The organism is Streptomyces mangrovi (genome assembly GCF_900114215.1).
In the GTDB taxonomy this organism is placed as follows: Bacteria; Actinomycetota; Actinomycetes; order Streptomycetales; family Streptomycetaceae; genus Streptomyces; species Streptomyces barkulensis.
The window spans coordinates 151,552-164,182 of record NZ_FOSG01000013.1 but is presented as its reverse complement, the minus strand read 5'-3'; the positions used below and the strand labels follow the sequence as shown (position 1 = coordinate 164,182).

Sequence of the window (12,631 nt, the reverse complement as noted above, 5' to 3'; positions counted from 1 at the left end):
TGCTGGAGGCCGCGGTGGTCTACGGCTACTTCCCCTGCCACGCCGAGGGTGAGGACCTGGTGGTGCTGGCCGAGGACGGGGCCGAGCGGTGCCGGTTCACCTTTCCCCGCCAGCGCCGCGGCCGGCGGCTGTGCCTGGCGGACTTCTTCCGCCCGAAGGAGTCCGGTCAGACGGACGTGGTGGGTTTCCAGGTGGTCACCGTCGGCTCCCGTATCGGCCAGGCCACCGCGGAGCTGTTCGCCGCGGATGCCTACCGCGACTATCTGGAGCTGCACGGCCTGTCGGTGCAGCTGGCCGAGGCGCTGGCCGAGTACTGGCACGCCCGGGTCCGTGCCGAGCTCGGCTTCGCCGGCGACGATCCGGACGCGATCGAGGACATGTTCGCCCTCAAATACCGCGGCGCCCGCTTCTCGCTGGGCTACGGGGCGTGTCCGGACCTGGAGGACCGCGCCAAGATCGCCGAGCTGCTCCGGCCGGAGCGGATCGGGGTGAAGCTGTCCGAGGAGTTCCAGCTCCATCCCGAGCAGTCCACCGACGCCATCGTCGTCCACCACCCCGAGGCCAAATACTTCAACGCGCGATAGTTCGCGGGCCGACGTAGACTGATCTGTCCGGTACAGGCCGGTCGTCCGTATCCGTCAGGTGCGGGCGACCGGCCTTCGCGTCCCCGTAGGAGGCACACGGATGACTCGTCCCCTTTCCCGCGCCGAGGTCCCGCCCGCCTTCGGCGGCAGCGCTCCGGCTTCCGTCTCCGCGCCCGTGCGGGTCCCCGGCGGAGGGGGGAGACCGGCGGCGGCCGGGTCCGCCGCGGCCGGCCTTCAGGCCGTCCTGCTGGACATGGACGGCACGCTGGTGGACACCGAGGGGTTCTGGTGGGAGACCGAGGTCGAGGTGTTCGCCGAGCTGGGGTACGAGCTGGCCGACGAGCACCGTGAGGTGGTGGTCGGCGGGCCGATGTCCCGGAGCGCGACCTATCTGATTCAGGCCACCGGGGCGGATGTCTCCCTGGGGGACCTGACGGTGCTGCTCAACTCCAGGTTCATCGAGCGGGTCGAGCGCGGGGTGTCCCTGATGCCCGGTGCCCGGCGGCTGCTGACGGAGCTGGCCGCGCACGACGTGCCCGCCGCCCTGGTGTCGGCCTCGCACAGGCGGGTGATCGACCGGATGCTGGTCTCGCTGGGGCCGGACCACTTCGCGCTGACCCTGGCGGGCGACGAGGTGGAGCGGACCAAGCCGCACCCGGACCCGTATCTGACGGCCGCCTCGCGGCTGGGGGCGCATCCGGGGCGCTGTGTGGTGGTGGAGGACACCGCGACCGGTGTGGCCTCGGCGGAGGCCGCGGGCTGCCATGTGGTGGCGGTGCCGTCGGTGACGCGGATCGAGCCCGCGCACCGGCGCACGGTCGTGCCGTCCCTGGAGGAAGTGGATCTGCCTTTTCTGCACTCCCTGATCGCTTCCGCGTACTGAGCGTACGCCGTTCGCTGCACGATGAATGCATCGAAAACCGTGAGCAGCGGACCGTTCATTATCAGTGACGAATGCGGTGGCCGAATTCCCGCTTTTCACCTGGTGGTTGAATGCGTGACGTTCATCACGTGGCTCCGGGCCGCGAGGCGGGGGCCGGAGCGGTGGCGAGGGTGGTTGGCCCCTTTTCCGCGCATCGATTTGTCTCGTTTGGTGCCAGCTCGCGCCGATCGCTCCGGCGTCCGGTTATCGGATCGTGCGACGGAGTTATCGGAGCGTGATAATTCCGCGTCGGTGGCCGGGGGAAGTGACGGACTCCACGGCTACTAATGTCTGTCTCCCGGCCGGAGAATTCGGCGACAACCCGGCTGGACGAGGAGACCGTCACCGATGAACCGCAAGACGCTGCTGCTGCCCGCCCTCGCGGGCCTGCTGGCACCACTGGTCGTTGCATGCGGCAACGACAGCGCCGGCGGCGGAAACGGTGGAACGATCGTTGTCGGTACCACCGACCGGATCGAGGCCACCGCGAAGGCGCCCGCTCCGCTCGACCCCGCGGCGGTCTACGACGTCGGTACGTGGAACATCTTCCGCAACACCTTCCAGACCCTGCTGCGCCTGCCGCGCGCGGGCACCCAGCCGGAGCCGGAGGCCGCGCAGGAGTGCGGGTTCGCCGACCAGCGCAGCACGCAGTACCGCTGTACCCTCCGCGAGGGGCTCACGTTCTCCAACGGCAACGAGCTGACCGCCGAGGACGTGGTGTTCTCCGTCAACCGCATGCTCGGCATCGACGACTCCGGCGGCCCCGCGTCGCTGCTGAGCAACCTCGACCGGATCGAGGCGCCCTCCGGGGACGAGGTGGTCTTCCACCTCAAGAAGCCCGACGCCACCTTCCCCCACAAGCTCGCCACCCCCGCGGCGGCGATCCTGGACAGCGAGGTCTACCCGGCCGACAAGCTCCACGAGGAGTACTCGCTCACCGGCTCCGGCCCCTACGTCCTGGAGTCCTTCGACGTCGAGGGCGACCGGGCGGTCCTCGCCCGCAACAAGGCGTACAAGGGCGACCTGGAACTGCGGAACGGCCGTGTCGAGCTGCGCTTCTTCGACGACTCCAAGGCCATGGAGAAGGCCCTGCGCGACGGCGACATCGACGTGATGAACCGGAGCCTGTCGCCCGAGCAGATCGACCGGCTGGGGAGCGACAAGGGCGACGGCATCGACGTCGTCGAGATGTCGGGCCAGGAGATCCGCTACCTCGTCTTCGCCACCGACGACCCGGTCGCCGGCCGCAAGGCCGTGCGCCAGGCCATCGCCCAGACCGTCGACCGCGGCGAGCTGGTGCGCGATGTGTACGCACGGACCGCCGAGCCCCTGTACTCCATCGTCCCCAGCGGGCTGACCGGCCACCACAACTCCTTCTTCAACGTCTACGGCGAGCCCGACGTCGAGGAGGCCCGCGCCGTCCTCGAACGCGCCGGCGTCGACACCCCGGTCGAGGTGGAGCTCACCTACACCACCGACCACTACGGTCCCGCCACCGCCGAGGAGTTCGAGGTGCTGGCCGAGCAGCTCAACGACTCCGGACTGTTCCGGGCGGAGGTCAAGGGCGTGCCGTGGAAGACCTACCGGCCCGCCTCCGCGGAGCAGGAGTACGCGGTCTACGGCATGGGCTGGTTCCCGGACTTCCCGGACCCGGACAACTTCGTCGCGCCCTTCTTCGCCGAGGACAACTTCCTGGGCTCCCCGTACGAGAACAACGAGATCCGCGAACAGCTCATCCCGCGCACGCGGGTCAAGGAGCAGCGCGACGAGGCGGTCGACGACTTCGTCCGGGTCCAGGACATCGTCGCCAAGGAGGTGCCCGTGCTGCCGCTGTGGCAGGGCAAGCAGTACGTCGCCGCCCGCGACGGCGTCACCGGGGTGGAGTGGGCGCTCAACTCCTCCTCCGTGCTCCAGCTGTGGGAGCTGGGCAGAGGCGTCCAGGACTGAGCTTTCCCCGCGCCGCCCCCGGTCCCGGGGGCGGCGCGGGGCTGTGCGAACGGGGGTTCGGAGAACGGCACACCACTGATTGAGGATGCGAACGTGAGGAAAAGGGCCCGTTTCCGGGCGCTTGCGGTAGGTACGACCCTGGTCGCCGCGCTGCTCGCCGGCTGCGGTGAGGAGCGGGGGACGAGCGCCGGGGAGGGGGAGCGGATCGTGATGGGCATGACCGACGAGGTCATGGCCGTCGACCCGGCGTCCGGATACGACCCGGGGTCCTGGCTGGTCTTCAACAACGTCTTCCAGTCGCTGCTCAGCTTCCCCCGGAACGGGACGGAGCCCCAGCCGGAGGCCGCGCAAAGCTGCGAGTTCACCGACGAGGGCAGCCAGGTCTTCCGGTGCGTCCTGAAGGACGGGCTGAAGTTCACCAACGGCAACGCGCTCACCTCGAAGGACGTGAAGTTCTCCTTCGAGCGGACCCTGCGCATCGACGACCCCGACGGCCCTGCCGTGATGCTGTCGGGCATCGAGGAGATCGAGACCCCGGACGCCAAGACGGTCGTCTTCCGCCTCGTCTCGCCCGACGCCACCTTCCCGCAGAAGATCGCCTCCGGCGCCGGCTCGATCGTCGACCACCGCGCCTACCCGGCCGACGAACTGCGCACCGACGGCAAGGCCGTCGGCTCGGGCGTGTACCGGCTGGACTCCTACGGCGACAAGGAGGCCGTCTTCTCCGTCAACCCGGACTACGTCGGGCCCGCCGAGGTGCGGAACTCCGGGATGACCATGAAACTCTTCCACGGCGACCAGGCGGCGCTGAAGAAGGCTCTGAGCAGCGATGAGGTGGATCTGGCCTACCGCGGCCTGGCCATGGACGACATCGCCGACCTGGACGCGGCGGCGAGCGCCGAGAACGGGGTGGAGGTCGTCGAGGGCAGCAGCGCCGAGGTGCACCACCTGGTCTTCAACATGGAGCACCCGGTCACCGGCAAGCCGGGGGTGCGCAAGGCCGTCGCGTACCTGCTGGACCGCTCCACGCTGATCCGCGACGTCTACCGGCGCACCGCCGAGCCGCTGTACTCGATCGTGCCCGCCGGGATCACCGGCCACAACACGGCCTTCTTCGACACCTACGGCAGCCGCCCGCAGCCGGCCAAGGCCAAGGCGGCCCTGCGCGACGAGGGCATCACGGAGAAGGTGGAGCTGACCTTGTGGGCCACTCCCGTGCGTTACGGCCCCGCCACCGTCCGGGAGTTCGAGGAGATCGCCCAGCAGCTCAACGCCAGCGGCCTGTTCGACGCCAAGGTCGAGAGCGTGGAGCTGGAGGAGTACGAGAAGGGCATCGAGGCCGGCGAGTACGGGGTGTACGTCAAGGGCTGGGTGCCCGACTACCCCGACGCCGACAACTTCACCGCGCCCTTCTTCGGTGAGGACAACGTGCTGGGCAACGGCTACGACGCCGGACGGATCACCTCCGAGCTGCTGCCGCGCACGGCCGCGGCGAGCGACCGCGCCGCCACCGTCGGGGACTTCGGCGAGATCCAGGACACCGTCGCCCGGGACCTGCCGATCCTGCCCGTCTGGCAGGGCAAGCAGTACGCCGTGGCGCACGAGGACATCTCCGGGCTGGAGTGGACGCTGGACGCCTCCACCGTCTTCCGCTTCTGGGAGATCGGCAAGGGCGCCGCGGGCTGATCCCGTTCCCTCCCCGAAACCGGCGCCGCGAAACCGGCGCCGGTTTCGCGGCGCCCCGGCGTCACCGGCCCCGGCGGGCGCCCTACCGGTCGCCGGGGCGGACCAGCCCGCTCTCGTAGGCGTACACCGCCGCCTGCACCCGGTCGCGCAGGCTCAGCTTGGTCAGCACATGGCCGACATGGGTCTTCACCGTCGTCTCGCTGACGAAGAGGTCCGCGGCGATCTCGGCGTTCGACAGGCCGCGCGCCACCAGTTTGAGCACCTCGACCTCTCGGTCGGTGAGCGTGCCCAGTGCGTCGGGCACCTCCTCCTCGCCCGAGGGCAACTTCCCGGCGTACTTGTCCAGCAGGCGCCGGGTGATGCTGGGGGCGAGCATCGCCTCGCCGGCCGCCACCACCCGGATCGCCTGCACCAGCTCGGCGGCCGGCGCGTCCTTGAGCAGGAAGCCGGACGCGCCCGCGCGCAGCGCCTCCACCACGTACTCGTCCAGGTCGAACGTGGTGAGCACCAGCACCTTGGCGGGGCCGTTCCGCTCCGGGCCGGTGATCTGCCGGGTCGCCTCCACGCCGTCCATCCGCGGCATCCGGATGTCCATCAAGGCCACGTCCGGCTGGAGTGCCCGCACCTGCTCCAGCGCCTGCAGGCCGTCCCCGGCCTCGCCCACCACGGCGATGTCCCCCTCGGCCTCCAGGATCATCCGGAAGCCGGTGCGCAGCAGCGGCTGGTCGTCGACCAGCAGGACGCGGATTGCCACGGGAACTCCTAACGGGGCGGGGGCTCGACAGGCCCATTCTCGCCCAGCCGGTCGCGCCCTCGGCCGCCGGGAGGGTGCTCCGGGAGCCGCCGCCGTCAGGAGTGCCCGCCGCCCTCCCCGCCGGTGCCCGTGCCACTGCCCGTGCCGTCGCCCCTGCCGCCGTCCGGCTCCAGCGGCAGCCGAGGCTGGATCATCAGCGGATACGGCGGGGGAGTGCCCCCGAACTCCGGGCACAGCGCCTGGTGGGCACACCAGCCGCACAGCGGGCCCGGCCTGGGCCGCCAGTCGCCGGTCTCGGTCGCCTGCCGGATCGCCTCCCACAGGGCCAGCAGCTTGCGCTCCACGCCGCGCAGGTCGTTCTCGTCCGGGTCGTAGGTGAGCACGTCCGCGCTGCCCAGGTAGACCAGCTGCAGCCGGCGCGGGATCGTGCCGCGCAGCCGCCACAGCACCAGGGCGTAGAACTTCATCTGGAACAGCGCCTCGGCCGCGTACTGCGGCCGGGGCGCCTTGCCGGTCTTGTAGTCGACGATGCGGACCTCGCCGGTGGGCGCCACGTCCACCCGGTCGATGATGCCGCGCAGCCGCAGCCCGGACTCCAGGCGGGCCTCCACGAACAGCTCGCGCTCGGCCGGCTCCAGCCTGGTGGGGTCCTCCAGGGAGAACCACCGCTCGACCAGCTCCTCCGCCCGGGCCAGCCACTGCGCCAGCTCGGTGCCGTCGGCCGCGCCCTCGCCCGGGGCCGCCCGGCCGTCCTGTGTGAACAGCTCCGCCAGCTCCGGCCGCTTCGCCAGCAGCCGCTCCCACTCCCGCACCACCAGCGAGCGCGCCCGGCGCACACTGCGCTCGGCGGCCGGAGCGTCGAACAGCCGCTCCAGCACCGCGTGCACCACCGTGCCCCGGGTGGCCGCGGGCGTCGGTTTCTCGGGCAGCCTGTCGATCACCCGGAAGCGGTACAGCAGCGGGCACTGCATGAAGTCGGCGGCCCGCGACGGTGACAGGGAGTTGGGCGGCGAGGCGGGTGAGGGCGCCTTGCCGGACGCCGGATGGGAGACCATGGACCCGACCCTACGGCCCGCCACCGACACACCGCCGCTTACCATCGATGGCGTACCCCTTCGCACCCTCCCCCGCACCACACGGACGCGGGGACCGACCACCGGGTGCGAGGGCATCTTCTACGAGGGGAACCCGTGGCGGACACGGACAACGGCGGGCGGCCGGAGCCCGGCCCCGGCGAATCGGCGGACGGCAGGCCGAAGCGCCCGCGGGAGAGCGGCGGCGGCCTTCTCATGGGCCGCCCCTTCGGCGTGCCCGTGTACGTGGCGCCGAGCTGGTTCGTCGTCGCCGCGCTGATCACCTGGGTCTTCGGCGGCCAGCTGGAGCGCGTGCTCCCGGAACTGGGCGGCGCCCGCTATCTGGTGTCCCTGTTCTTCGCGGTCGCCTTCTACGCCTCGGTGCTGGTCCACGAGCTGGCCCACACCGTCGCCGCACTGCGCTTCAAACTCCCGGTGCGCCGCATCCAGCTCCAGTTCTTCGGCGGGGTGTCGGAGATCGAGAAGGAGAGCGAGACCCCGGGCCGGGAGTTCGTCCTGGCCTTCGTCGGCCCGCTGCTCTCCCTGGTGCTGTCGGGCGTGTTCTACCTGGGGCTGTTCGCCGTCGAGTCCGGCACCGTGCCCGCGGTGCTGCTGGCCGGGCTGATGGTCTCCAACCTCATCGTCGCGATCTTCAACCTGTTGCCGGGCCTGCCCCTGGACGGCGGCCGGATGCTGCGCGCGGTGGTGTGGAAGATCAGCGGCAAGCCGATGACCGGCACCGTCGCCGCCGCCTGGACCGGCCGTGCGCTCGCCGTCGCCGTCCTGGTCGGGATGCCGCTGCTCAGCTACGCGGGGGGCTACGGAGCAGAGGAGGGCTTCGGCGGGGTGGACTCCATCACCGACGCCCTGCTCGCCGCGATCCTCGCCGCGATCATCTGGACCGGCGCGGGCAACAGCCTTCGCATGGCCAGGCTGCGCGAGCGCCTGCCCGAGCTGAGCGCCCGGGCCCTGACCCGCCGAGCCGTCCCCGTCTCCGCCGACACCCCCCTGTCGGAGGGGCTGCGCCGCGCCAACGAGGCCGGGGCCAGGGCCCTGGTGGTCGTGGACGGCCAGGGGGAGGCGGTCGCCGTCGTCCGCGAGGCGGCCATCGCCGGGGTGCCCGAGCACCGGCGCCCCTGGGTGGCGGTGAGCACCCTGGCCCAGGACCTCACCGAGGGCATGCGGGTGTGGGCCGAGCTGGCCGGGGAGGAGCTGCTGGAGCACCTGCGCGCCACCCCCGCCAGCGAGTACCTGGTGGTGGAGGGAAGCGGCGAGATCTACGGGGTGCTGTCGGCCGGGGACGTCGAGCGGGCGTTCGTGGCGGCCATGGCCAAGCCCGCCTCCTGACCCACGAGACCTCGCGAACCCGTTCCCGGCCACCCCCGCCGGGGCCGCCCGGGGACGGGGGCATGCGGGAGGGGCGGGCCTCGATTACGGCCGGAGGGCGTGCCTGGACTACCCTTGCCCCCATGTCCGAACCGACCGGTGCCGCCCGCCGTCGCGGGCCCTTCCAGGTCGGGGACCAGGTCCAGCTCACCGACCCCAAGGGACGCCACTACACCTTCACGCTCGAGGCGGGGAAGAGCTTCCACACCCACAAGGGAGCCTTCCCCCACGACGAGCTGATCGGTGCTCCCGAGGGCACGGTCGTCCGTACCACGGGAAACGTCGCCTATCTCGCGCTGCGTCCCCTGCTCCCCGACTACGTCCTGTCCATGCCGCGCGGCGCTGCCGTCGTCTACCCCAAGGACGCGGGGCAGATCCTCGCGATGGCCGACATCTTCCCCGGCGCGCGCGTCGTCGAGGCGGGCGTCGGCTCCGGCTCGCTGAGCACCTTCCTGCTGCGGGCCGTGGGCGACCAGGGCATGCTGCACTCCTACGAGCGCCGCGCCGACTTCGCCGAGATCGCGCAGGGGAACGTCGAGCGGTACTTCGGCGGCCCGCACCCGGCCTGGCGGCTGACCGTCGGAGACCTCCAGGACAACCTGTCCGACACCGAGGTCGACCGGGTCATCCTGGACATGCTCGCCCCCTGGGAGTGCCTGGAGGCCGTCTCCAAGGCCCTCGTCCCCGGCGGCATCCTGTGCGCCTACGTCGCCACCACCACCCAGCTCGCCCGCACGGTGGAGTCCATCCGCGAGCACGGCACCTTCAACGAGCCGGCCGCCTGGGAGACCATGGTGCGCACCTGGCACGTCGAGGGCCTGGCCGTCCGTCCCGACCACCGCATGATCGGGCACACCGGCTTCCTGCTCACCGCGCGCCGGCTCGCCGACGGGGTGGAGCCCCCGATGCGCCGCCGCCGCCCGGCCAAGGGCGCGTACGGGGAGGACTACAGCGGCCCGGGCAGCGGCTCGGGCCGCGGCTGAGACGGCTCTTTTCCGCCACCCGCCCGGCCCTGTGCGGGCCGGGCGGGGGACGGAGCGGCGGCGAAGCGCACCCGGCCGTTCCGCCGCGGTGTGACGTATGGCACGATGCTGGGCACCCCCGGCCGCCCGCACCTCACAGGAGCCGTCCCGCGTGCAGCTTCCGGCAGACTCCGCGCCCGCGCCCTCCGCCTCGCCCCGTCCAGCCGCCACCCCCGCCGTCCCGCCCCAGCCCGGTCCGGCCGGGACCCCCGGGGCGGACCGGGCACCGTCCTCCCCCGACGCCCTCGCCGCCCACACCCGAGCCCGCGCACCGCACTGGTTCGCCACCGCCGCGGCGCTGGGCGCGCTGCTGGGGGCCGCCGCGCTGCTGGAACCCGCCGGCGCCGACGCCACCCAGCCGCGGGAGACCGCCGCGGTGGCTCCCGGGCCGGACGCGGACGCGGCCCGCTACCCGCTGGAATGCGGCCCCGTGGAGGCCGAGGTGATCGACAGGGCAGCCGTGGACTTCGACGGCGACGGCCGCGCCGAGACCGTCGCGGTGGTCCGCTGCGCCGCGGGTATCGGCACCCCGCCCAGCGGGGTGTACGTCCTGGCGCACCCCGCGAGTGAGGGAGGCGGGCCCCGGATCGCCGAGACCCTGGTGGACCCGGGGGAGGGGATGGCGGTGCAGGACCTGACCGTCCGCGACCGCACGGTGTCCGCCAGGCTGCTGGGCTACTCGTCGCCGGACGTGCCCCGCTGCTGTCCCGACCGGGCGCGGGACGTCGAATGGGAGTGGCGGGGCGGGAAGTTCGTGCTGGAGGCCGCGCCGACCGCCCGGAGTGTCTGAGCGGTCACGCAACGCCCGGCGCCGCCGGAGACCGGAGCGCCGCCGTAACTACTGCCCGGCGTCGGGACCGTACACCTCGACGCCGTCGGCCGCCCGGCGCACGTGGATGCACTCGCCCGGACACTCCTTGGCCGAGTCCACCACGTCGCTCAGCAGCGGGAGGGGGACGGGGGCGGTGGCGCCCGGCTCGGTGCGCAGCTCCGCCTCCTCGCCCGCGGGTGCGGGGCCCTTCACGTAGGCGAGCCCGTCGATGTCCAGCTCGAAGACCTCGGGCGCGTACTGCGCACAGATCCCGTCGCCGGTGCAGAGTTCCTGGTCGATCCAGACTTCCAGTTCTGCGGTCTGCTCGTTGTGCGAGCCCATGTTGCTGCCTGCCGTTCCTGCGCTCGTGACCGGACCGTGTGACGGATTGTCGGTGTGATCTTGGCGGAATAGAGCCACCCGTGACGGGGGTTGACGCTTCAGACGATACAACCGGCCGCTTTCCGGAGAGGTTGGGTGGGTATTCACCCGGGGTAAGGGAGTGCGCAAGGGTGAAGATCAGACACACCCCGACCGTGTTTGTGATCTAGGGGTTTCAACCCCCACGGGTCCAGGTAGGGTCAGGAAGCGTCCAGCTCCCCTTGGAGGAGGTGAGGACCGTGGCAGCCCACGACGACGACATCAACCGCGGCATCCGGCCCGAACGGGGTTCCGACGACCCGGCAGGCCAGGTTGCCCATCTCGAGCAGGAGATCGCCGTCCTGCGCCGCAAGCTCGCCGACTCTCCGCGCCACACTCGGATTCTCGAGGAGCGGATCGTCGAGCTGCAGACGAACCTGGCCGGTGTGTCCGCACAGAACGAGCGGCTCGCAGGCACCCTCCGTGAGGCCCGTGACCAGATCGTGGCCCTCAAGGAGGAGGTCGACCGGCTGGCCCAGCCACCGGCCGGCTTCGGGGTTTTTCTGCAGGCGAACGAGGACGGCACGGCCGACATCTTCACCGGCGGGCGCAAGCTCCGGGTGAACGTCAGCCCCAGTCTCGATCTCGGTGAGCTCAGGCGTGGCCAGGAGGTCATGCTGAACGAGGCGCTCAACGTGGTCGAGGCCATGGAGTTCGAACGCGCCGGGGACATCGTCACCCTCAAGGAGGTCCTGGAGGACGGCGAGCGCGCCCTGGTGATCGGGCACACCGACGAGGAGCGCGTGGTCAGGCTCGCCGAGCCCCTTATGAAAGCCACGCTCCGGGCCGGTGACGCGCTGCTGCTGGAGCCGCGCTCGGGGTACGTCTACGAGGTCGTGCCCAAGAGCGAGGTGGAGGAGCTCGTCCTCGAAGAGGTCCCGGACATCGACTACAACAAGATCGGTGGCCTGGGCGGGCAGATCGAGCTGATCCGCGACGCGGTGGAGCTCCCCTACCTCTATCCGGACCTGTTCAAGGAGCACGAACTCCGCCCGCCCAAGGGCGTGCTGCTCTACGGCCCGCCCGGCTGCGGCAAGACCCTGATCGCCAAGGCCGTGGCCAACTCCCTTGCCAAGAAGGTCGCAGAGGTGACCGGGCAGCCCCAGGGGAAGAGCTACTTCCTCAACATCAAGGGCCCCGAGCTGCTGAACAAGTACGTCGGCGAGACCGAGCGGCACATCCGCCTGGTCTTCCAGCGGGCCCGGGAGAAGGCGAGCGAGGGCACGCCCGTCATCGTCTTCTTCGACGAGATGGACTCCCTGTTCCGCACCCGCGGCTCCGGCGTCAGCTCGGACGTGGAGAACACCATCGTCCCGCAGCTGCTGTCGGAGATCGACGGTGTGGAGGGGCTGGAGAACGTCATCGTCATCGGCGCCTCCAACCGTGAGGACATGATCGACCCGGCGATCCTGCGCCCGGGACGCCTCGATGTGAAGATCAAGATCGAGCGTCCGGACGCCGAGGCCGCCAAGGACATCTTCTCGAAGTACCTGACCCCGAACCTCCCGCTGCACGCGGACGACCTCGCGGAGCACAACAAGGACCCCGAGGCCACCGTCGCCGGGATGATCCAGTCGGTCGTCGAGCAGATGTACGCCGAGTCCGAGGAGAACCGCTTCCTGGAGGTCACCTACGCCAACGGTGACAAGGAGGTTCTGTACTTCAAGGACTTCAACTCCGGCGCGATGATCCAGAACATCGTCGACCGGGCCAAGAAGATGGCGATCAAGGCCTTCCTCGACCACAACCAGAAGGGCCTGCGGGTCTCCCACCTGCTCGCCGCGTGCGTGGACGAGTTCAAGGAGAACGAGGACCTGCCCAACACCACCAACCCCGACGACTGGGCCCGCATCTCCGGCAAGAAGGGCGAGCGGATCGTCTTCATCCGCACCCTCGTCACCGGAAAGCAGGGCGCGGACACCGGACGCTCCATCGACACGGTGGCCAACACCGGTCAGTACCTGTAGAAGACACCGTCCGGCTGCGGACGCCCGTGTCCCCGTCGAGAGGCGGGGACGGGCGTCCG

Annotated in this window: 11 protein-coding genes; 8 read left to right on the top strand and 3 right to left on the bottom strand. The window is 71.1% G+C overall.

Annotated elements, in window-relative coordinates:
- The 4 genes from BM237_RS19040 to BM237_RS19025 form a co-directional block, all read left to right on the top strand.
- Positions 1 to 584, top strand: a 584-nt coding sequence (locus BM237_RS19040; protein ID WP_281253939.1) for a vitamin B12 dependent-methionine synthase activation domain-containing protein, incomplete at its 5' end; no start/stop codon positions are given.
- Between the two features lie 100 nt (positions 585 to 684).
- Positions 685 to 1,467 (top strand): HAD family hydrolase, encoded by a 783-nt coding sequence (locus BM237_RS19035; RefSeq protein WP_093850899.1) that lies wholly within the window; start codon positions 685 to 687, stop codon positions 1,465 to 1,467.
- 387 nt (positions 1,468 to 1,854) lie between these two features.
- Complete coding sequence (locus BM237_RS19030) at positions 1,855 to 3,453, top strand: ABC transporter substrate-binding protein (protein WP_093850898.1); 1,599 nt, start codon at positions 1,855 to 1,857, stop codon at positions 3,451 to 3,453.
- A 93-nt stretch (positions 3,454 to 3,546) separates the two neighbouring features.
- The gene (locus BM237_RS19025; RefSeq protein ID WP_093850897.1) at positions 3,547 to 5,139 is read left to right on the top strand and encodes an ABC transporter substrate-binding protein; all 1,593 of its coding nucleotides are present in this window, start codon (positions 3,547 to 3,549) and stop codon (positions 5,137 to 5,139) included.
- 82 nt (positions 5,140 to 5,221) lie between these two features.
- On the opposite strand, the gene BM237_RS19020 is transcribed toward BM237_RS19025, so the two are convergent.
- Both BM237_RS19020 and BM237_RS19015 read right to left on the bottom strand, forming a co-directional pair.
- Entirely contained in the window at positions 5,222 to 5,893 is a 672-nt protein-coding gene (locus BM237_RS19020) for a response regulator (RefSeq protein ID WP_093850896.1), read from the bottom strand.
- A 95-nt stretch (positions 5,894 to 5,988) separates the two neighbouring features.
- Positions 5,989 to 6,948: a RecB family exonuclease gene (locus tag BM237_RS19015; protein WP_245793748.1), complete on the bottom strand. Its 960-nt coding sequence runs from the start codon at positions 6,946 to 6,948 to the stop codon at positions 5,989 to 5,991.
- On the opposite strand from BM237_RS19015, the gene BM237_RS19010 reads away from it, so the two are divergent.
- From BM237_RS19010 to BM237_RS19000, 3 genes are all read left to right on the top strand, one after another.
- Positions 6,937 to 8,313 (top strand): site-2 protease family protein, encoded by a 1,377-nt coding sequence (locus tag BM237_RS19010; protein WP_093850895.1) that lies wholly within the window; start codon positions 6,937 to 6,939, stop codon positions 8,311 to 8,313. The two genes, BM237_RS19015 and BM237_RS19010, sit on opposite strands and share 12 nt — an antisense overlap.
- Positions 8,314 to 8,435: 122 nt before the next feature.
- Positions 8,436 to 9,335: a tRNA (adenine-N1)-methyltransferase gene (locus tag BM237_RS19005; RefSeq protein WP_093850894.1), complete on the top strand. Its 900-nt coding sequence runs from the start codon at positions 8,436 to 8,438 to the stop codon at positions 9,333 to 9,335.
- 151 nt (positions 9,336 to 9,486) lie between these two features.
- Entirely contained in the window at positions 9,487 to 10,164 is a 678-nt protein-coding gene (locus BM237_RS19000) for a hypothetical protein (protein ID WP_342746246.1), read from the top strand.
- A gap of 48 nt (positions 10,165 to 10,212) precedes the next feature.
- On the opposite strand, the gene BM237_RS18995 is transcribed toward BM237_RS19000, so the two are convergent.
- Complete coding sequence (locus BM237_RS18995) at positions 10,213 to 10,527, bottom strand: ferredoxin (protein WP_093850893.1); 315 nt, start codon at positions 10,525 to 10,527, stop codon at positions 10,213 to 10,215.
- A 278-nt stretch (positions 10,528 to 10,805) separates the two neighbouring features.
- Between BM237_RS18995 and arc the strand changes: the two genes are divergently transcribed.
- Complete coding sequence (arc, locus tag BM237_RS18990; protein ID WP_093850892.1) at positions 10,806 to 12,572, top strand: proteasome ATPase; 1,767 nt, start codon at positions 10,806 to 10,808, stop codon at positions 12,570 to 12,572.
- Positions 12,573 to 12,631 lie beyond the last annotated feature (59 nt).

Bases quoted from the DNA above. Each gene is read 5' to 3' on its own strand.
- BM237_RS19005 (WP_093850894.1), top strand. From the start codon at position 8,436: ATGTCCGAACCGACCGGTGCCGCCCGCCGTCGCGGGCCCTTCCAGGTC.
- BM237_RS19030 (WP_093850898.1), top strand. From the start codon at position 1,855: ATGAACCGCAAGACGCTGCTGCTGCCCGCCCTCGCGGGCCTGCTGGCA.
- BM237_RS19015 (WP_245793748.1), bottom strand. From the start codon at position 6,948: ATGGTCTCCCATCCGGCGTCCGGCAAGGCGCCCTCACCCGCCTCGCCG.
- BM237_RS19035 (WP_093850899.1), top strand. From the start codon at position 685: ATGACTCGTCCCCTTTCCCGCGCCGAGGTCCCGCCCGCCTTCGGCGGC.
- BM237_RS18995 (WP_093850893.1), bottom strand. From the start codon at position 10,527: ATGGGCTCGCACAACGAGCAGACCGCAGAACTGGAAGTCTGGATCGAC.
- BM237_RS19010 (WP_093850895.1), top strand. From the start codon at position 6,937: ATGGGAGACCATGGACCCGACCCTACGGCCCGCCACCGACACACCGCC.